This is a genomic window from Amycolatopsis sp. NPDC114484, assembly GCF_055633755.1.
On record NZ_JBVKDQ010000007.1, the window covers coordinates 221,431 to 239,227 of the forward strand.

The window sequence follows — 17,797 nt, forward strand, 5'->3', positions numbered from 1 at the left end:
TAACAGGGGGTTACGCGGCTTTCCGGTCGCGTTCGCGGGCGGCCAGCGGCCGCACCAGCATTTCCGTGCTCAGCTCGACGATCAGCCGGTGCAGCGCGGCCGGACGCTCTCCGGCGAGCCAGCCGTCCGCCGCGGCCAGGTTCTCCGGAGTCAGTTCCCAGCCGGGGAAGAGATGGACCACCGCGGGCAGCGCGCGCTCGCTGGAGCGCCGCGCCCAGACCGCGCCGATCTCGGCGAAGTAGCGGGCTCCGTACCCGGCCAGCAGCTCGCGCTGCGCGGGGTGGCGGAAGCCGCTGACGATCGCGTCGCTGACCGCATTGGGAAGTTCGTCGTCGGTCAGGGCCCGTTGCCACGCCTCGGCTTTCGCCTCCGGGGTGGGGATCAGGGCACGGGCTTTCTCGGCCTGGCGGCGGCCTGCGGCGGTGTCGTCGAGTTCGAGCGTCTTGCTGATCTCCTCGGCACCGCGGCGGCCGTGGGCGACCAGTGCCTGCAGCAGCCGCCAGCGCAGATCGGTGTCCACCGTGAGCCCGGCCAGCGGCGCAGTCCCGTCGAGCCAGCCGGAGAGGTGGTCGAGGAGCTCGTCCTCCAGCGGAGCGGCGGCCAGCGCATTGACGAAGGTGAGCTGACGGTCCGAGCCAGGCTCGGCGTCGGCGGCCAGTTTCCGGAGTACCTGGGCGAAATCGGGCCAGCCCTGCCGCTGCGCCCATTCCGGATCGGCGTAGGAGTCGAGTGCGGTCCGCGCCTGGGAGAGGAGGGTTTCCACCACGCTCAGCTCGGTTTCGGCGGCGATGCCCCCGGCGACCAGCTTGACGTAGTCCCGGGCGCGGAACTCGGCGGCGCGCGTCATTTCCCAGGCCGCCGACCAGCAGAGGCTGCGGGGGAGCGGGTCGGTGATGTCGGCGATGCGGTCGATCAGCGTCGTCAGCGACCGCGGATCCAGCCGCAGGCCGCAGTAGGTCAGGTCGTCGTCGTTGACCAGCACCAGTTCACCCGCGGCTTGTCCGGCCAGGCCCGGCACCTCGGTGCGCTCGCCGCTGACATCCAGCTCGATCCGGTTGGCCCGCATCAGTTTCCCGGTCTCGTCGGAGCGGTAGACGCCGATGGCGATCCGGTGCGTCCGGTGTTCGCCAGCTCCGGGCTCGGCACCGCTCTGCTCGACCGCGAAGCTGGTGAACCGGCCCTCGTCGTCCACCTCGTACTGCGGTCGCAGAGTGTTCAGGCCGGTGGTCTCCAGCCATTCCGCGCTCCACCACGACAGGTCGCGGCCGGACGCTTCCTCCAGCGCCGCCAGCAGGTCGGCGAGCGTGGCGTTGCCCCACGCGTGCTTGCCGAAGTACCGCCGAAGACCGGCGAGGAAGTTGTCCTGGCCGACATAGGCGACCAGCTGCTTGAGGACACTCGCGCCCTTGGCGTAGGTGATGCCGTCGAAGTTCACCTCGACCGCGCGCAGATCCTCGATGTCCGCGGCGATCGGGTGCGTCGACGGGAGCTGGTCTTGCTGGTACGCCCAAGCCTTCTCGACATTGGCGAAGCTGGTCCAGGCGTTCCGGTACTCCGTCGCTTCGGTCAGGGCGAGCACGCTCGCGAAGGTCGCGAACGACTCGTTCAGCCACAGGTCGTCCCACCAGCGCATGGTCACCAGGTCGCCGAACCACATGTGCGCCATCTCGTGCAGCAGCGTCTCGGCGCGGCGTTCGTAGGCGTAATGCGTGACTCGCGACCGGAAAACGAAGTCTTCCAGGAAGGTGACCGCGCCGGCGTTCTCCATGGCACCCGCGTTGAACTCCGGCACGAACAGCTGGTCGTACTTGGAGAACGGGTACGGAATGCCGAATTTCTCGTGGTAGAAGGCGAAACCCTGCTTGGTCTCGGCGAACAGCCGCTCGGCGTCGAGGTGTTCGGCGAGCGACGCGCGGCAGTAGAGGCCGAGCGGGATTTCGCCGTGCTCGTCGCGGTAGCTGTCGTGCCATGAGGCGAACGGACCGGCGACGAGCGCGACGAGATAGGTCGGGAGCCGGCTGCTGGGGGTGAACACCGTGGTGACCGTGCCGTTCCCGGTCTCCCGGGTGGTCGCGGGCCTGGTGTTGCCGACTACCGACCATTCGGCGGGCGCGGTCGTTTCGAGGGTGAAACTCGCCTTCAGATCGGGCTGGTCGAAGCAGGCGAACACGCGCTTGGCGTTGGCGGTCTCGAATTGCGTGTAGAGGTAGCCGCTGCCGTCGACCGGGTCGACGAACCGGTGCAGGCCCTCGCCGGTGTTCGTGTACCGGCATTCGGCGTGCACCACGAGTTCGTTGGTTTCGGCGAGTTCGGGCAGCGCGATGCCGTCCTCTTCGCGGTAGCCGGACACGTCGAGCGGGACGCCGTTGAGCGTGGCCGAACGCACCCGGTCGGCGATCAGGTCGATCCAGCCCGGTTCGCGCCGGGCACTGGAAAACCGGACCGTGGTGACCGAGGAGAAGGTCTCGGCGCCGGTGAGGTCGAGCGCGATCCGGTAGGACTCGACGGCCAGCAGCGCCGCGCGCTGTTCGGCGGCGACGCGGGACAGGTTGGGACTGGCCACGGAAACCCCTCGCTCGTGCGGTACCGGCAACCGTCAAACTAGCGAGGGAAATGCGTCCGGAAAACGGCGTCGATTGAACGCCAAATGAGACGCGGAATACTGATAAGAATGCGAATCGGGGGCTTTTGCTCAGCGGCGCGCGTGCTGTGCGAGCAAACGCGCGACGGCCCAGTCCTGGGCGGCCACACCGACTGATTTGAACACCGTGCGGCCGGTCGCCTCCGGCGGTGCCGCCAGCGCGTCTCCGAGTTCGAGCACGGCCGCGCGGTCCAGCAGCCCGTGGTCCAGCGCGTGCCGGATTTCCCCGGACTCGGAGGCCGCGGCGAACTGGTCGACCAGCACTGCCGAAGCGGTGCCTAGCAGCTCTGCGGGCAGCTCCCGCATGGACGGGCGGAACGAGCCGATCGCGTTGACGTGCACGCGGTCGGGCAACGCGGACAGTTCGAACAGCGGCTCCTCGGCCGAGGTCGCGCAGCACACCACGTCGGCGGTGGCCACAGCCTCGGCGGCGCTGCTGGCGACGTGCACGCGCAGCCCGGGGAATTCACCGGCCAGGGTGTCCAGCAGCGGGTCTACCCGGTGCGCACTCCGGTTCCATACGCTCAGCTCGTTGATCTTCCGCACCGCCAGCACCGCGCGAACCTGGTCGGCGGCCTGCGCGCCGGCCCCGAGCAGAGCGAGCCCGGTCGCGTCCGGCGCGGCGAGCAGATCGGTCGCGACCCCCGCGGCGGCACCGGTGCGCAGGGCGGTGACCTCGCCTGCTTCGGCGGTGAGCTGCCCGCCCCCGTCCGTCCACACGAGAGTCGCGAGAATGGCCGGGTCGCGGCCGAGCACCACGCCCGCGGTCTTCACCACCGCCGCGCCGCTGGGCGCGTGGTGGGCGGTCATCACCAGGACGGCCTGGTCGTCGGTTCCGAGGACGAGCCGGGGCGGCTGGGAGAAATGCCCGGCGGCCAATCCGGCGAACGCCTCGCGCACCGCGTCCACGGCGGCGGGCATGCCGACCGCCGCGCGGACGTCGGCGGCGCTGTAGTTCCCCAGTGCGGGCATGGTATTCCTCTTTCAGACAGCCCAGTCGCGCAGCACGGCTTCGTGGTGCGCGCCGGGCGGCGGGGGCGCGGCGGGAGTGGCGGTGCGGGTGCGGGAGAACTCCGGAGCCGGGGCGGGCTGCCGGATCCCGTCGCGGGTGAAGAACCGGCCCCTGGCGCGGTGGTGCGGGTGCGCGGCGACCTCGTCGAGCGAGAGCACCGGGCTGACGCAGGCGTCGGTGTCTTCGAAGACCTCGGCCCAGTGATCGCGCGGGTGCGCGGCGAACGCGCCGGCGAACCGCGCGCGCAGCACCGGCCAGCCGTCGCGGTCCTGTTGGCCGGGCAGGTCTTCGCCGGCCAGGCCGAGCCCTTCGAGCAGTGCGCGGTAGAACTGCGGTTCGATGGCGCCGACGGCGACCCAGCGGCCGTCCCGGCAGGTGTAGGTGTCGTAGAAGGGCGCGCCGCCGTCGAGCAGGTTGGCCGCGCGTTCGTCGTGCCAGGAGCCGTAACCCCGCAGCATCCAGATCATCTGCATGAGCAGCCCCGTGCCGTCGATCATCGCCGCGTCGACCACCTGGCCGAGCCCGGAGCGCTCCCGCTCCCACAGCGCCGCGAGCACCCCGGCCACCAGGAACAGCGAGCCGCCGCCGAAATCGCCGATCAGGTTGAGCGGGGGCGCGGGACGGCCGCCGGTGCCGATCGCGTGCAGCGCGCCGGTCAGCGCGAGGTAGTTGATGTCGTGGCCGGCGCGGTCGGCGAGCGGGCCGGTGCGGCCCCAGCCGGTGATCCGGCCGTAGACGAGCCGGGGATTGCGGGCGAGGCAGTCCTCCGGGCCGACGCCGAGGCGTTCGGCCACGCCCGGCCGGAATCCTTCGAGCAGCACGTCCGCGCGCCCGGCGAGGCGGCGCACCAGGTCGAGCCCTTCCGCCGACTTCAGGTCCGCGACCAGCGCCCGCCTGCCGCGCAGCAGATGGTCCGGCCTGCCGCCGGTGAGGTCGAAACCGCCGCCGGGCCGGTCCGCCCGGACCACGTCGGCTCCGAGATCGGCCAGCAGCATCGCCGCGTGCGGCGCGGGCCCGAGCCCGGCCAGTTCGAGGACGCGGAGTCCGGCCAGCGGGCCGGGCGGTGCGGTCACAGCGGATCCTCCTCGCGCCCGTCGATCATCCGGCTCCCGTTCCTAGCCGAGCCCGGGCCTCGTGTCCAGGGTGGACTGACCGCACGGGCGATTGTCGTTTCGCCGGAAGGCGAATCACTCGGACAGACCAGTCGTTCCCGGTTCCGGCGACGCTGCGTTGACGATTTTCCGGTTGTTGCGAGAACGAGATTTCCGTTGCTAATCTCGAATTGTGAGCATGCCTTGACATGGCGGGGCCTGGGGGCTCGAGGGGACATGGCGGGGTTTTCGGGGGCCTGGGGGCGGTTCGCCGGTCGCGTGCCGGGATCGCGTCCGCCGGTTTCCCCGAACCGCGAGCTTTTTCCTTCTCTTTCCGGGAACCGATTATTCCTGTGGGGTGCTGATGGTGCGGGCGGATGGCGGCGGAGCGTCCGGGGCCTGCGCGGACTGGGTCCGGGCCGAGCTGGAGGATTGCCCGGTGCGGCCGGTGGCGGTCGCGGGGCTGTCGGTGGCGGGCTCGCCGCGGCGCGCGGGCGAGGACGAAGCGCACGTCGAGTCTCTGGCCGAGGCGGAGGGCGAACTGCCGCCGATCCTGGTGCACAGCCCGTCGATGCGGGTGATCGACGGAGCGCACCGGGTGCGCGCGGCCCTGGTGCGCGGTAAGACCCAGATCGAGGCACGCTGTTACCAGGGCAGCGAGGCGGACGCGTTCGTGCTGTCGGTGTGCCTCAACACCGCGCACGGCCTGCCGCTCACGCGGGCCGACCGGCGGGCGGCGGCGCAGCGGATCCTCGCCTCGCACGCCCACTGGTCGAACCGGCGGATCGCGGCGGCGGCCGGGCTGGCCGCGGGAACCGTAGCGGCACTGCGTTCGACTGCCGGAGACCAGCAGTCGAACAAGCGGGAGGGCCGGGACGGCCGCCGCAGGCCGCTCAACGCCGCGGCGGGCCGCCGCCTGGCCGGGAAACTCCTCGCGGAGGACCCGGAGGCGTCGCTGCGCTCGATCGCGCGGCGGGCCGGAGTGTCACCCGCGACTGTGCAGGACGTCCGGCGGCGATTGGAAGCCGGGGACGACCCGGTGCCCGCGCAGCGCCGCGGCCGCGAGCGTCCGGCCGCCGAAAGCCAGGCCTGGCAGGTATCGGCGGCGGAACTGCGGCAGTCGCTGGAACAGATGAAACGGGACCCGGCCCTGCGATTCAGCGAAACCGGCCGCGGCCTGCTGCGCTGGCTCGACCGGCACGCCGGGGGCATGGGGGAGTGGGCGCAGCACGCCCGGTCGGTGCCGAGTCACAGTGCTTCGCCGGTAGCGAACTTCGCCCGGATGTACGCCGCGGCGTGGTCGGATTTGGCGGCCTTGCTGGAGGACGAGTGCCCGGCCGGTCTGGAGACCGCGCAGTGAACGCTGGAGGCTGTCCGCGGTGATCCGCTAGGAAGGGCGGAATCGCGAGGAGTGCGCCGGTGGTGAGCAGGCCGTTCGATCGGGAAGACGGCGTGTTTCTGGTGCTGGTGAACGATGTGGGGCAGTATTCGTTGTCGCCAGCGCCGGACTGCTAGGACTACGTCGAGGCTGCGTGGACGGATCCGCGGCCGAGTTCGTTGATCGAGGCGATGGACCAGGCCCGGTGATCCGCGCCTGCTGAACCGGCGTTCGTGTTCAGGACTCGCCGAGCGCCTGCCCGGCCTTGGCCCAGTTCCCGCGCAGAGTGTCCAAATAGGACTGTGCCTGCGGCCCGGGTTTCGTCCCGCGCGCGAAGGTCTTCATCGCGCCGGGCCCCGCGTTGTAGCCGAGCGCGAGCAGCTCGTCGGAGGGGATCGAGCCGGACCGGTGCGGGGGCAGTTGCGCGGCCAGGTCGTGCAGGTACCAGGCTTCGGCCTGGATCGCCAGGTCCGGATCGTCCGGCAGCTGGTCCCAGGGGCGCCCGGCGAACGTCCTGCCCTTCTTCGTCGCGTCGAAGGTCGCCTCGTGCATGTTCGCGACCCCGAACGCGGCTCCCGGTTTGAGCCGCTGCCAGGCGCGTTCGAGACCCGGGTCGTGCGGTTTGTACGACTCGTTGAAGAGGATCGCCATGACCAGCCGCGGCGACACCCCCGCCTCCTGCGCCCGGGTCCGGGCCGTCGGGGCGAACCGCGCCGTGTCCTGGTTCCCGCCGGGCGCGGGGGAGGAAACCCGCGTCGTCGGGGCCGCAGGGGTGGCTTCCGGCTGGCTGGGGGCACTAGTGCAGGCGGCGAGGCACAGTCCCGGCACCGCCACCGCCAGCCATCTTCGCCAATTCCGCGTCATGTCCGCCTCCTCGATGCTTCCACCTTGGCAGAAGACGACGGGTCTCCGTCTGGCGGCCGACGCTCATGAGTCCTTGACACTTCTTCGGCACCCTGTGCGGCATGACCTTCCTGCGCATGGCCGTCGCCGCGCTGGCGCTGGCCTTGGCGACCGTCGTGGCACCGCAGGCGTCAGCCGCGCCGGGCGTCGGCGTCGTCGAGTACAACCTCGGCGATCAGGCTTTCCGCGATCCCACCGTGTCGGTGCCGATGGAGCTGGCCGCGGTCGTGCACTATCCGCGCGACCTCGGCGGCCGTCCGCATCCGCTGATCGTGCAGGAGCACGGCAGCTGGTGGAGCTGCGTGGACCCGGTCGCGAAGACCCCGGGCGGCGACTGGCCCTGTCCGCCGGGCCAGCGGACGCTGCCGAGCTACCGCGGCTACGACTACCTCGGCGAGAAACTGGCCGAACGGGGTTTCGTCGTCGTGTCGATCAGCGCCAACGCCATCAACGCGCACGTCCTCGGCGACGAGGGCTACTACGCCCGCGCCCACCTGGTCAACAAGCACCTGGAGCTGTGGCGCGACCTCGCTCGTGGCGAAGGCCCGCTGGCGGGCGCCCTCGGACGGTTCCGCGGACATGTCGACCTCTCCCGTGCCGGAACGATGGGCCACTCCCGAGGCGGCAAGGGTGTGATGTGGCAGGCTTCCGACAAGCACACGCCCGAATGGCCCGCCGGCGTCCGGATCCGCGCGGTCGTCCCGCTCGCGCCGGTCTACTTCAACTCCACCGAGGACGACAACAGCGACGTGCTGGTCACGCGGGTGCCGTTCAAGGTGGTCGTCAGCAGCTGCGACGGCGCGGTCGGCACCGTGGGCCTGCAGTACGTCAAGGACGCCGCTGGAAAGAACCCCGACGCCAGCTCGGTGACGCTCACCGGGGCGAACCACAACTTCTTCAACACCGAATGGTCGCCCGGCAAGATCGGCGGCGAGGACGACGCGCCCGCGGGCTGCGTCGGCAAACTGACGCCAGGGCAGCAGCGGGGCGACGCCGTCCGTGAGATCGTGTCGTTCTTCTCCAGCCGCCTGCGGTGAGGACGGTAGAGCGACCTCGGCAGCGAGATGTTCGCCTTCTCTAGGGTGGCCGCGATGCTTGGGCCACAACGGAATCACCGGCTGATCCAGCGGGGCAGGCTGGCGAACCGTCCGATCAGCTCGAGGATCAGTGCAGCGGAGAGAAGGCGGTCGGAATGGCGATGCTGGAAGTCGCGCGGGCGATGTTCTCCGGGCCGTTCTCCGGCGGCCAGATTCCCCGCTCGTAGGACTCCCGGCGGATGGCGAGGCGTTCGTCGAGACTGGGGAACGGCCAGATGTGCGTGATGCGCGGAGTCCCGTCCAGTCCGTACATCGCGGTGGTGAGCGGAAAGAGCTCGGTGCGTTCGGGGAGCGCGGCTTCCCAGCCCGCCATGGTGGGCAGCAGGCCGCCGACCTTGAGTTCGTACGTGCGGAATTCGTAGACGTCGCCGAAGTGCCCGGTCTGGACGGGCGGGACGAAGGGGAACGGCGCGTAGCTGCTGACGGTGAAGGAATCCAGCTGCTCCCCGACCCCGAACGGATCGGAACTGGCGAGGATCCGCCGCCGCTCCTCGGCGAGCGCGCCCGCGTCCTCGAATTCCCGGAGCAGCAGCACGCGGCCGACGATCTCTCCGTGTTCGGTTTCCCAGCAGCCGAGCAGCCTGCCGCGCGCCGCCGGGTTCGTGGTGTAGTCCTGCAGGGCGGGCAGGGCCCGGGGCACGGTGTAGAGCTTCAGGGCCAGATGGGCGAGTTCGTACAGCATCGCGGAACCTCCGTAAACATGGTGATGGTGGGGAAAGACCCGGTCTTCAGCCGCGCGGAAAGGCCTCGGTCGCAGCGGTATGGCCGGCCGAGCGTCCGAACACTGCTGCTCGCATGAGGGCGGCACCGCCGGGATAGTCGCCGTAGAACAGGCCGCCGGTGGCCTCGCCCGCCGCGTACAAGCCGGGCACCGGCGTGCCGTCGGAAGCCAAGGCGCGTCCCTCGGGGTCGATTCGCACGCCGCCGAACGTGAACGTCAGTCCGGCCACCGCGTGGTAGGCGACGAACGGCGGCCGGTCCAGCGGGACGGCCCACTGCGACTTGGCCGGGGCGAGGCCGCTCGTGCTCCCGTCGTCCTGGCAGGCGCGGTTGAATTCCTCTACGGTGCGCACCAGCGCATCGGCTGGCACTCCGATGCGCTCGGCGAGCGAGCGCAAGGTCGGCGCGGTGACCGGGACCGCAGCCCCGGCGAACTCGTCGGCCACGCGCGCCGCGGTGTGCTGGTCGAAGATCTCGTACGCCTCGCGCCCGGGCTGGCCCATGATCGCCTTGCCCATCTTCGAGTAGTTCTTCACCCACGGGCCGGGACCCTCGTCGACGAACCGCTCGCCGTCCCGGTTGACGAGCACCCCGAGCCAGAACCCGTGCAGCGGGAACGGCGGCGGCGCCTCGCTGCGCTCCGGCGCGGGCATGGTCGGATCCACGGCGGCGGAATGGCAGCTCGACCAAGTCCCTGCCGCGGCCGCCCCGGCTCGCAGCGCCGCCGTCAGGCCGTCGCCGGTCGCCTGGCGGGTGCCGCGCAGTTTCACGTTCTCCCACTGCGAGCCCAGATGCCGGACCCGCAGCTCGCGACTGGCCTGGAAGCCGCCGCTGGCGAGCACCACCGCGTCGGCCCGAAGCACGCCGTCGCCGGTCCGCGCGCCGGTGACCCGCTCGCCTTCGCGGACGACGTCGACGAGCGGGGTGGACCAGCGGAGTTCGACGCCGATCCGCTCGGCGTATCGCAGCAGCGGCTTGATCACCTCGAACCCGCGCGACATCCCTTCGCCCACGCTGGTCAGGATCTGTCCGGGCGGGATGTGCAGCACGCCGTCGCGCACGCGTGCCCCGAGCGTCCGGTTGAACGTGAAGCGCACGCCTTTCGCGGTGAGCCATCGCACGGTGTCCAGTGAGCGTTCCGCGAACGCTGCCACCAGTTTCGGGTCGGCCCGGCCGTCGCTCATCGCCGTCAACTCGGCTGCGTAGGCTTCGCGAGTGTAAGGCGGTGCGACGATTTCCGCGGCGTGCATGCCGGGTTCGAAGTCCTGGGTGAGCGAGGTGAGGTCGTCCGGCCCGTCGTAGCAGAACAGGAACAACCCGCCGGAAAACGCGGCGTTCCCGCCGACGTCCGCGCGGCTGCCCTTTTCCAGCAGGACGACGTCCGCTCCGGCTTCGCGGGCGGAGATCGCGGCGGCGAGCCCCGTCAGGCCCGCTCCGGCGACGACGATATTCGGCACTGGTCCTCCTGGGCCGGGTGGATGATCAGGTCGTGGCGAACTGCCCGCGCGGTTCACCACTGGAAGGCGAGCGGCGGCCCGGCGCGATCCGGCACCGGCCCGGTGTGCCGGACGAAACCCTTGCCGGGCACGCCGAGTTCGGCCGTCAGCCAATGGGCGGCGGCGATCAGCCGCGGCAGGTCGATTCCGGTGTCCACATCGGACAGTTCGAGCAGCTGGACGGCGTCCTCGGTGCAGATCCCGCCGCCCTGGGCGCCCGGCATGGCCGGATGGCCGCCGCTGCCGGCGAGCGCGGTGTCGATGTTCCGGACGCCGAGGTCGAGCAGGGGGAGCAGGGCGGCGAGACCCATGCCGCGGGCGTCGTGGATCTGCACGGTGAGGTGGTCCGCCGGAATGTGGGCGAGCGCGGCGGCGGCGAGTGCACGGATCTGCGGCGGCGCCGCGTAGCCGGACGAGTCGGCGAGGATCCAGCGGTCCACGCCGATGCCGAGAAGCTTGCGGGCCAGCGGTTCCAGCGCCTCGGCGCCGCGTGCGGGGCCGGTCGGGCCGCCCCAGGCGAAGATCACGTAGGTGCCGAGCCGGAGGTCGTGGTCGGCGGCGTAGGCGGCCATGCGTTCGAGCTCGGCCAATGAGTCCGCTGTGGAGCGTCCGATGTTGGCGCGGGCGAAGTCCTCGTCCGCCGACAGGAGGAACGACGCGCTGTCCGCGCCCGCGTCGATCGCGCGGACCAGGCCGCGCAGGTTGCCGACACAGCAGCCGAACTCCAGGCCCGGAGCGCGGGGGACCGCCGCGAACACTTCCTCGGCGTCGGCGAGTCCTTGGATCAGGTCGGGCCGCACGAACGAGGACAGCTCGAACGCGCGGACCCCGGCGTCGACGAGCCGGCGAACGAGTTCGACCTTGACCTCGGTGGGCACGACGTGGTCCTGGAACGTCAGGCGCGGCGCGATTTCGCGGATGCGCACCGCCTCGCGCTCAGACATGGCGGGTCGGGGTGAATCCGGCGGCCTGTGCGTCCCAGGCCTCGCCGCGGCCCTGGCCGCGCAGGTCGGTCTTGCGGACCTTGCCGGTCGGGGTGACGGGCAATTGGTCGAGCACGCGGTAGTAGCGGGGGACCATGAAGTGCGGCAGGGAACGGTCACAGTGCGCGAACAGGCCCGCGAAGTCCGCGCGCCGCCCGGATTCCAGCTGCACCACGGCGAGGACCTCGTCCTCGCCCAGCTCGGACGGGGTGGCGACCGCTGCCGCCGCGACCACGCCGGAGTAGGCGAGCAGGACCGACTCGACCTCGTGCGAGGAGATGTTCTCGCCGCGCCGGCGCAGCGCGTCCTTCTTGCGGTCGATGAAGTAGAAGTACCCGTCCTCGTCGGTGTAGCCGAGATCCCCGGTGTGCCACCAGAGATCCTTCATGGTCGCGAGCGTGGCTTCCGGATCGCCGCGGTAGCCGGAGAACATGATGTCCGGCTCGCGCGGCCGGTACACGATCTCCCCGGCCCGGCCGGGCGCCGCGCGGTTCCCGTCCTCGTCGTGGACCTCGACGATCGACGACTCCGTGGGCAGGCCGATCGAGCCGATTTTGCGCGCGGCCAAGGGGTTGTAGAGGACGTTCTTGATTTCGGTGAGCCCGTAGCCCTCCACGACGTGGATCCCGAACCGGTCCTCGAACGGTTCCAGCACCTGGGGCGGCGCGGGCGCGGCGAACACGCGCTCGACCCGGTGGTCGCGGTCGCGTCCGGACGGCGGCCGGGCCAGCAGGACAGGGAGGATCGAGCCCAGCGCGTTGAACTGGGTGACCCCGCGGGCGCGGATCTCGTCCCAGAACCGGCTGGCGGAGAACCGGCGGCCGAGCACCACGGTGGCTCCCGCGAACAGGCCGTGCAGGGTGATGTTGACCTGGGCCGCGCCGTGGAACAGCGGCAGGCACGTGTACAGCCGCTCGTCGGCGGTGGTGCCCATCTGCCGCGCGCATTCCTTGGCCGCGACGACCTGCATCCGGTTCGGGTACACGACTCCCTTGCTGCGGCCGGTGGTGCCGGAGGTGAGCATGACGGCCACCGGATCGGCCGGGCCGACCGCCGGGAGCTCGCGGGCCGGGTCGCCGGAGGCGAGCAGTTCGGGCCAGCCCAGCATCCGGACCCCCGGCGGAACGCGGCCGGGCGCGGCGTCGTCGAGCACGACGACGGTGCTCAGCGCTCGCGGCGGTTCGGGGAGGTCCGCGACGAGGCCGAGCAACGCGGGCTCGGTGACGAGGATCCGCACGCCGGTACTGCGCAGCGCGTGGTCGAGGAACTGTCCTTTGTAGGCAGTGTTGACCGGGACCTCGACGAGCCCGGCGCGGGCGGCGCCGAACCAGGCGAGCAGGTATTCGACGCGGTTGGGCAGGAGGATGCCGACGGAGTCGCCCGGCGCGGCACCGGTCGCGAGCAGACCGCGCGCGACCTCCGACACCGCCAGGTCCAGCTGGCCGTACGTCAGCTCGGCGCCGTCGGCCACGAGCGCGGGTTTGTCCGGGTGCCGCCGTGCCCGCGCGGCGATCAGCTCGCTGACGGTCTCCGCCGCGAGGTCTTCGGATCGCGAGACGGTTCCGGTCATGCCAGCTCCTTCTTCGCCCGGGCCAGGAACCCTTCCAGCGCGGGGTCCCAGGCCGCCTCGGCGCCGGTGGTCACCAGGAACGCGTCGACGCCGAGATCACGATAGGCGCCCAAGGTGTTCAGGACGCGCTCTTCGGTGCCTACCAGCGCCTGCGAGTTGGCGAAACCGCCCAGCAGCTTCGTCAACCCGGTCCAGAAGCAGTCGTCGTGCAGCTCCTCGTCGGTCAGCGCGAGCGCCCGCTGCCTGCCGACGGAGGTGTCGCCGGACGACGAACGCAGGAACTTCCCGGAAGCCTCGGCGATCTGCCGCTCCGCCGTGCGAGCCCGAGCCCAGGCTTCGTCGTCGGTGTCGCCGAGGAACAGGCGCAGGCTCAAGGAAAACCGCATCTTCCGGCCATACCGCTCGGCGGCGGCGCGGACCCGGTCGATGCGTTCCTTCGTGCCCGCGAACGGCTCGCCCCACAGCATGTAGAGGTCGGCGTGGCGGGCGCCGAAGTCGACCGCGTCGTCGCTCTCGCCGCCCATGAAGATCGGCACCTGGCCCTGCACGGGCTTGGCCAGGATCTTCACCGCGTCGGCGGTGTAGTACTCGCCGCGGTGGTCGAACGGCTCGGGCGAGGTCCAGGCGCGCCGGACCACGTCGAGGTATTCGACCGCGCGCCGGTAGCGCTCGGCCTTGGGCAGGTCGTCGGATTCGCGGCGCAGATCCCTGTCCGAACCGCCGACGACCACGTTGACGGCGAGCCGTCCGCGGGCCAGCACGTCGAGCGTGGCGAAATAGCGCGCCGCGGCCGCCGGCGGCATGACGCCGGGGCGGTGCGCGACGATCGGCGAGAACTTCTCGGTGAGCGCGAGGGCGAACGGCGCGGTCGCGTGGTTGTGCGGCCAGGTCGAGGAATACCCGACCAGGACGCGGTCGATCACCTCCGAGCGGTCCAGTTCCCGCACCCGCGCGAGCATGGCGTCCGGGCCGGTCTCGCCCGGTTCGAGGGGCTGCAGCCCGGTGAAGAATTCGACCATCAGGTCCTCCTCAGTGGTGTGCCGGCCAGGCCTGGTGCCTGGCGAAGTGGTCGGGCCGCCGGGGTGCGCAGTTCCGCATCGGCGGCGGCTAGCGGCAGCGCACTGCCGGGGAGAGTCATCTCCGCGGAGACCTCCCAGCGCCGGTCCGCGTGGCTGTCGATCCGCGCTGTCACCCGCAGCGGCCGTTCGACGGGAACGGGGCGGTGGTAGGAAACGCGCAGCGATTTCGTGACCAGGCGGGCCTCGCGGTGCAGAGCGACGATGTTCAGCACGTCGTCGAACACCGCCGCGGTCCAGCCGCCGTGCGCGACCCCGGGCCCGCCGTGCCAGTGCGGTGGGCAGACGACGTCGAACGTCATCTCGCCCTCGTCCGCGCGCGCCGCCCCGACGCCAAGACGGCAGCGGTCGTCCGGGGCGCAGCCGCCGCACAGCAGCCGTCCCGACGGCGACGGGCCGATCCGGAAGTCGTCCGCGCGGTCACTCGTCCGCGATCTTCCGCAGGGCCGCGACGACCGCTTCCGGCACCTCGACCGAGCCACGCCGCAACGCTTCCTCGCGGCAGGCGACGGAGCGGTCGAACGGGACCCGGACGGCGGGACCCCCTTCGACGGGCCGGGTCGCGCGGATCGACGCGGCGTACTCGCTGACGCGCCGGCGGTAGTCGTCCGCGTCGGTGAGGGCGGCCGGATCGATCAGCAGCACGAAGAACCCGCAGTCCGAGATTCCCGGCGGGGCCGCGGCCGCGCCGCTCATCATGCCGAGCAACTGCACCGTCATGGCCAGCCCGGAACCCTTGTGCCCGCCCCACCCGGCGAAGGCGCCGCCCAGCGCGGCCGCGGGGTCGAGCGTGGGAGCCCCGGCGGCGTCGAAGGCTTGGCCCGCCTCGAGTTCCTCGCCGAGCCGCGCTTTCAGCACCACGTCGCCGTACATCACGGCGGAGGTGCCGATGTCCCAGATGACCGGGGCCGGCGCGGCGGGGAAGCCGAACGCGATCGGGTTCGTGCCGAACCTTCCCTCGGTGCCGCCCTGCGGGGCGACGACCGCGGGTCCGCTGCCCGCGATCATCCCGGCGAGCCCGGCCGCGGCCGCTTTCTCCAGGTAGTAGGAGAACATGCCGGTGTACCAGGTGTTGCGGGCGCCGACGACGGTCATCCCGTGCGTGCGGGCCTTCTCCGCCGCCAGGTCCAGCGCGCGCATGCCGACCAGGTAGCCCACCTGGTCGCCGCCGTCGAGGGTCGCCGACACCGGGGTCTCGGCGATGATCCGGATCGGTCGCGGCGCCTCGGTCGCGGCGCGGATCCGCTCCACAATGGACAGTGCGCGGGCGAGCCCGCCGAACGTCAGGCCGCGCAGTTCGCAGTCGAGCAGGTGATCGGCGATGACGCCCGCCTCTTCCGGTGTGTGGCCGGCTTTGGTCATGGCGGCCAGGGCGAGGCCGTGCGCGTCGGTCAGGGGCAAGGTGGTCATGAGCCGGACTCCGCGGTCAGGGGAAGGGCGGACGGGGAGGGCGCGGGGGTTCTAGCCGCGCGCCGGACGAGCGCGAGCGCGGCGAGCGCGCTGGCGGCGGCAGCGGCCACCAGCAGGTACGCGGGGGAGCGGCGGTCGCCGGTCAGCTCGACCAGCGCCTGGCAGATGAAGACCGCCGAACCGCCGAGGATGCCGACGGTGACGTTGTAGGAGAGTCCGACGAGGCTGCCGCGCCTGCGCACGGGAATGAGCTGGACGTAGGTGATCGGTGCGACGCCCGAGTAGAACGCCGGGCCGGCCGACAGCGCCACGGTGCACACGATGACCAGCCACAGGGGAGGGGTGCTGGCCAGCGCGGCGAACAACGGGTAGGTCACCACGAGCACGGCGAGCGAGGACGCCAGCAGGACTTTCGGACGCCCTTTCCCGTCTGCGGCCCGGCCGCCGGCGAGCACGAGAAAGACACCGGCCAGCAGCGCGAACGCGATCACGGCGGTCGCGGCGACCGCGGACAAGCGCGACTGGATGAGGTAGCTCTGCACATAGGTGTAGACCATGTAGACGCCGACGATGTGCAGCACGGACACGCCGACGAGCAGGAGCACAGACGACCATTGCCGGTCCGCCGCCGGGTCCGACGCGGACGGCCGGTTGCGGGCGTCGAGGAACTCCGGGGTCTCGCCGAACCGGCTGCGCAGGTAGAGACCGATGCCGCCGATGGGCAGCGCCAGCAGGAACGGCACCCGCCATCCCCAAGCGAGCATTTGCGCCGGGGTCAGCGCGGCGTTCAGCGCCAGCACGACGACCGCGCCCAGCAGGAACCCGGCGAGGCTGCCGGCCTGTACGCGGCTGGACAGCGCGCCGCGACGATCGGGCGGGGCGAACTCGGCGACGTAGATGATCGCCGTGGTGAACTCGCCGCCGCCGGCCAGTCCCTGCGTGAACCGCAACAGCACCAGCAGGATCGGCGCGGCGACGCCGATCGACCCGGTCGAGGGCAGCAGGCCGATCAGCGTGCTCCCGCCGGCCATCAGCAGCAGCGACGCCACGAGCGCGGGACGCCGGCCCAGCCGGTCCGCGATCGGGCCGAACACCAGTGCCCCGGCGGGACGCGCCAGGAACGCCGAGCCGAACACCGCGAACGACGACAGCAGTCCGGCCCCGGTGCTCGCGGCCGGGAAGAAGACCTTGGCCAGCACGGCGGAGAGGAATCCGTAGACGGCGTAGTCGTAGGTCTCCACCGTGTTGCCGATCGAGGCCGCGAGCGTCGTGCGTCTTGCTTCTGCCGAGGTGGTCATGAGGCGCCTCTCCGTTGAGGTCGGGGTGATCAGGCCGCGAGGCGGTGGTACTGGCTGCGGAAGAACAGCAGCGGCTCGGCCGCGGTGTCGGCGGCCAGATCGTCGACGCGGCCGAGGACGAGGCGGTGGTCGCCCGCGTCGTGCACGGCCTCGATCGTGCAGGCGATCCAGGCCACCGCGCCGTCGAGCACCGGATCGCCGTGCGGCCCCGCACGCCAGCGCACGCCGGCGAATTTGTCCCCGCCGGAGACCGAAAGCGCGCGGCAGACGTCCTCCTGCCCGGCGGCCAGGACGTTGGCGCAGAACGTGCCGCGCCGGGCCAGCGCCGGGAACGTCGAGGACGTCTTGCCGGGCAGGAACGCGACCAGCGGCGGGTCGAGCGAGACCGACGTGAACGACGAAACGGCCATGCCCGCCGGGCGGCCGCCGGTGTCCCGCCCGGTGATCGCCACGACGCCGCTGGGGAAATGCCCCAGCGCGGAGCGGAACCGAGTTGATGTAAGCATGCTTAGACCATATAAGCGTGCGGACGCAAATGCAAGCATGCTTATGCACGGCCGCCCCGGGCGCTCTACGCTGCGGGGGTGACCGATCCCTTGCCTTACGTAGATCCGTTCGACGACGGCCGTTCGCCCGCGCGCGCGGCGACCGGCATGGACGAGGCGTCCTCCCTGATCGACGCCGTGTTCCGGTTCGAGCGCGCGGTCTCGCGGATCGGGAACGCGCGGCTGCGGCCCTGGAACATGACGCTGTCCAGCTACACCGCGCTCCGGATCCTGGCCAACCAGCCACATCTGACGCTGGCTCAGCTGTCCCGGCGCTGTTATGCGCGCCCGCAGACGATGACGCGCATCGTGACCCAGATGGAGAAGCGCGGGTTCGTCGCCCGCGGCGCGCATCCCGAAAGCGAGCGGGCTCTGTCGCTGGAGGTCACGGCGGCCGGTCTCGCCGCGCTCGAGGAGATGGGCACGGAGGTGCTCAGGATCAGCGACACCCTGGGCGCGGTGCTCGGCCGCGACGAGATCGTCGCCGCCGACCGTCAGCTGCGCCAGGCGGCGGTCGTCGTCGAGGGCGAACTCCGGGAGATGGATCGCGGCGAAGAGTAAGCAGGCTGCCTTGATG

At 71.5% G+C, this 17,797-nt stretch carries 17 protein-coding genes; 4 read left to right on the plus strand and 13 right to left on the minus strand.

The genetic code is table 11. From position 1 onward, the window contains the following. Positions 1–10: 10 nt before the first annotated feature. The 3 genes from pepN to ACZ7SW_RS19650 all read right to left on the minus strand — a co-directional run bounded on the left by pepN (position 11) and on the right by ACZ7SW_RS19650 (position 4,726). Positions 11–2,563, minus strand: coding sequence for an aminopeptidase N (gene pepN / locus ACZ7SW_RS19640; protein WP_470231837.1), 2,553 nt, complete (start codon positions 2,561–2,563; stop codon positions 11–13). 129 nt (positions 2,564–2,692) lie between these two features. Further along, positions 2,693–3,613: an ornithine cyclodeaminase family protein gene (locus ACZ7SW_RS19645; protein WP_470231838.1), complete on the minus strand. Its 921-nt coding sequence runs from the start codon at positions 3,611–3,613 to the stop codon at positions 2,693–2,695. Positions 3,614–3,625: 12 nt separating this feature from the next. Beyond that, positions 3,626–4,726, minus strand: a complete 1,101-nt coding sequence (locus ACZ7SW_RS19650) for a CaiB/BaiF CoA transferase family protein (protein ID WP_470231839.1) — start codon at positions 4,724–4,726, stop codon at positions 3,626–3,628. Between the two features lie 382 nt (positions 4,727–5,108). On the opposite strand from ACZ7SW_RS19650, the gene ACZ7SW_RS19655 reads away from it, so the two are divergent. Together ACZ7SW_RS19655 and ACZ7SW_RS19660 are read left to right on the plus strand one after the other, a co-directional pair. Next, positions 5,109–6,104, plus strand: a complete 996-nt coding sequence (locus ACZ7SW_RS19655) for a ParB/RepB/Spo0J family partition protein (RefSeq protein WP_470232000.1) — start codon at positions 5,109–5,111, stop codon at positions 6,102–6,104. 62 nt (positions 6,105–6,166) lie between these two features. Next, positions 6,167–6,259 carry an MbtH family NRPS accessory protein gene (locus tag ACZ7SW_RS19660; RefSeq protein WP_470231840.1) on the plus strand — a complete coding sequence of 31 codons (93 nt, stop codon included), beginning with the start codon at positions 6,167–6,169 and terminating at the stop codon, positions 6,257–6,259. 100 nt (positions 6,260–6,359) lie between these two features. Here ACZ7SW_RS19660 and ACZ7SW_RS19665 read toward each other — a convergent pair whose 3' ends face one another. After that, positions 6,360–6,986, minus strand: a complete 627-nt coding sequence (locus ACZ7SW_RS19665) for a transglycosylase SLT domain-containing protein (RefSeq protein WP_470231841.1) — start codon at positions 6,984–6,986, stop codon at positions 6,360–6,362. Between the two features lie 101 nt (positions 6,987–7,087). Between ACZ7SW_RS19665 and ACZ7SW_RS19670 the strand changes: the two genes are divergently transcribed. Beyond that, on the plus strand, positions 7,088–8,062 hold the full coding sequence (locus ACZ7SW_RS19670; protein WP_470231842.1) for an alpha/beta hydrolase family protein: 975 nt from the start codon (positions 7,088–7,090) through the stop codon (positions 8,060–8,062). Between the two features lie 127 nt (positions 8,063–8,189). Here the strand turns inward: ACZ7SW_RS19670 and ACZ7SW_RS19675 are convergent, their stop codons facing one another. The 9 genes from ACZ7SW_RS19675 to ACZ7SW_RS19715 form a co-directional block, all read right to left on the minus strand. Next, the gene (locus tag ACZ7SW_RS19675; protein WP_470231843.1) at positions 8,190–8,804 is read right to left on the minus strand and encodes an NIPSNAP family protein; all 615 of its coding nucleotides are present in this window, start codon (positions 8,802–8,804) and stop codon (positions 8,190–8,192) included. A gap of 46 nt (positions 8,805–8,850) precedes the next feature. Beyond that, complete coding sequence (tcuA, locus tag ACZ7SW_RS19680; RefSeq protein ID WP_470231844.1) at positions 8,851–10,299, minus strand: FAD-dependent tricarballylate dehydrogenase TcuA; 1,449 nt, start codon at positions 10,297–10,299, stop codon at positions 8,851–8,853. A gap of 53 nt (positions 10,300–10,352) precedes the next feature. Beyond that, positions 10,353–11,282 (minus strand): beta/alpha barrel domain-containing protein, encoded by a 930-nt coding sequence (locus tag ACZ7SW_RS19685; protein WP_470231845.1) that lies wholly within the window; start codon positions 11,280–11,282, stop codon positions 10,353–10,355. After that, entirely contained in the window at positions 11,275–12,891 is a 1,617-nt protein-coding gene (locus tag ACZ7SW_RS19690; RefSeq protein ID WP_470231846.1) for an AMP-binding protein, read from the minus strand. Before ACZ7SW_RS19690 ends, ACZ7SW_RS19685 begins: the two co-directional genes overlap by 8 nt. Further along, positions 12,888–13,910 (minus strand): LLM class flavin-dependent oxidoreductase, encoded by a 1,023-nt coding sequence (locus ACZ7SW_RS19695; protein ID WP_470231847.1) that lies wholly within the window; start codon positions 13,908–13,910, stop codon positions 12,888–12,890. Before ACZ7SW_RS19695 ends, ACZ7SW_RS19690 begins: the two co-directional genes overlap by 4 nt. Further along, on the minus strand, positions 13,910–14,269 hold the full coding sequence (locus ACZ7SW_RS19700) for a PaaI family thioesterase (protein ID WP_470231848.1): 360 nt from the start codon (positions 14,267–14,269) through the stop codon (positions 13,910–13,912). Before ACZ7SW_RS19700 ends, ACZ7SW_RS19695 begins: the two co-directional genes overlap by 1 nt. Positions 14,270–14,387: 118 nt before the next feature. Then, positions 14,388–15,377, minus strand: a complete 990-nt coding sequence (locus ACZ7SW_RS19705) for an Ldh family oxidoreductase (RefSeq protein ID WP_470231849.1) — start codon at positions 15,375–15,377, stop codon at positions 14,388–14,390. Then, positions 15,374–16,675, minus strand: a complete 1,302-nt coding sequence (locus ACZ7SW_RS19710) for an MFS transporter (protein WP_470231850.1) — start codon at positions 16,673–16,675, stop codon at positions 15,374–15,376. The genes ACZ7SW_RS19705 and ACZ7SW_RS19710 overlap by 4 nt, the downstream gene beginning before the upstream one ends. Before the next feature lie 29 nt (positions 16,676–16,704). Further along, on the minus strand, positions 16,705–17,181 hold the full coding sequence (locus tag ACZ7SW_RS19715; RefSeq protein ID WP_470231851.1) for a flavin reductase family protein: 477 nt from the start codon (positions 17,179–17,181) through the stop codon (positions 16,705–16,707). Positions 17,182–17,259: 78 nt separating this feature from the next. On the opposite strand from ACZ7SW_RS19715, the gene ACZ7SW_RS19720 reads away from it, so the two are divergent. After that, positions 17,260–17,781: a MarR family winged helix-turn-helix transcriptional regulator gene (locus ACZ7SW_RS19720; protein WP_470231852.1), complete on the plus strand. Its 522-nt coding sequence runs from the start codon at positions 17,260–17,262 to the stop codon at positions 17,779–17,781. Positions 17,782–17,797 lie beyond the last annotated feature (16 nt).

Coding starts and splice junctions, on each gene's coding strand:
- ACZ7SW_RS19645 (WP_470231838.1), bottom strand. CDS start 3,613: ATGCCCGCACTGGGGAACTACAGCGCCGCCGACGTCCGCGCGGCGGTC.
- ACZ7SW_RS19655 (WP_470232000.1), top strand. CDS start 5,109: ATGGTGCGGGCGGATGGCGGCGGAGCGTCCGGGGCCTGCGCGGACTGG.
- ACZ7SW_RS19665 (WP_470231841.1), bottom strand. CDS start 6,986: ATGACGCGGAATTGGCGAAGATGGCTGGCGGTGGCGGTGCCGGGACTG.
- ACZ7SW_RS19670 (WP_470231842.1), top strand. CDS start 7,088: ATGACCTTCCTGCGCATGGCCGTCGCCGCGCTGGCGCTGGCCTTGGCG.
- ACZ7SW_RS19675 (WP_470231843.1), bottom strand. CDS start 8,804: ATGCTGTACGAACTCGCCCATCTGGCCCTGAAGCTCTACACCGTGCCC.
- ACZ7SW_RS19685 (WP_470231845.1), bottom strand. CDS start 11,282: ATGTCTGAGCGCGAGGCGGTGCGCATCCGCGAAATCGCGCCGCGCCTG.
- ACZ7SW_RS19690 (WP_470231846.1), bottom strand. CDS start 12,891: ATGACCGGAACCGTCTCGCGATCCGAAGACCTCGCGGCGGAGACCGTC.
- ACZ7SW_RS19695 (WP_470231847.1), bottom strand. CDS start 13,910: ATGGTCGAATTCTTCACCGGGCTGCAGCCCCTCGAACCGGGCGAGACC.
- ACZ7SW_RS19700 (WP_470231848.1), bottom strand. CDS start 14,269: ATGACGTTCGACGTCGTCTGCCCACCGCACTGGCACGGCGGGCCCGGG.
- ACZ7SW_RS19705 (WP_470231849.1), bottom strand. CDS start 15,377: ATGACCACCTTGCCCCTGACCGACGCGCACGGCCTCGCCCTGGCCGCC.
- ACZ7SW_RS19710 (WP_470231850.1), bottom strand. CDS start 16,675: ATGACCACCTCGGCAGAAGCAAGACGCACGACGCTCGCGGCCTCGATC.
- ACZ7SW_RS19715 (WP_470231851.1), bottom strand. CDS start 17,181: ATGCTTACATCAACTCGGTTCCGCTCCGCGCTGGGGCATTTCCCCAGC.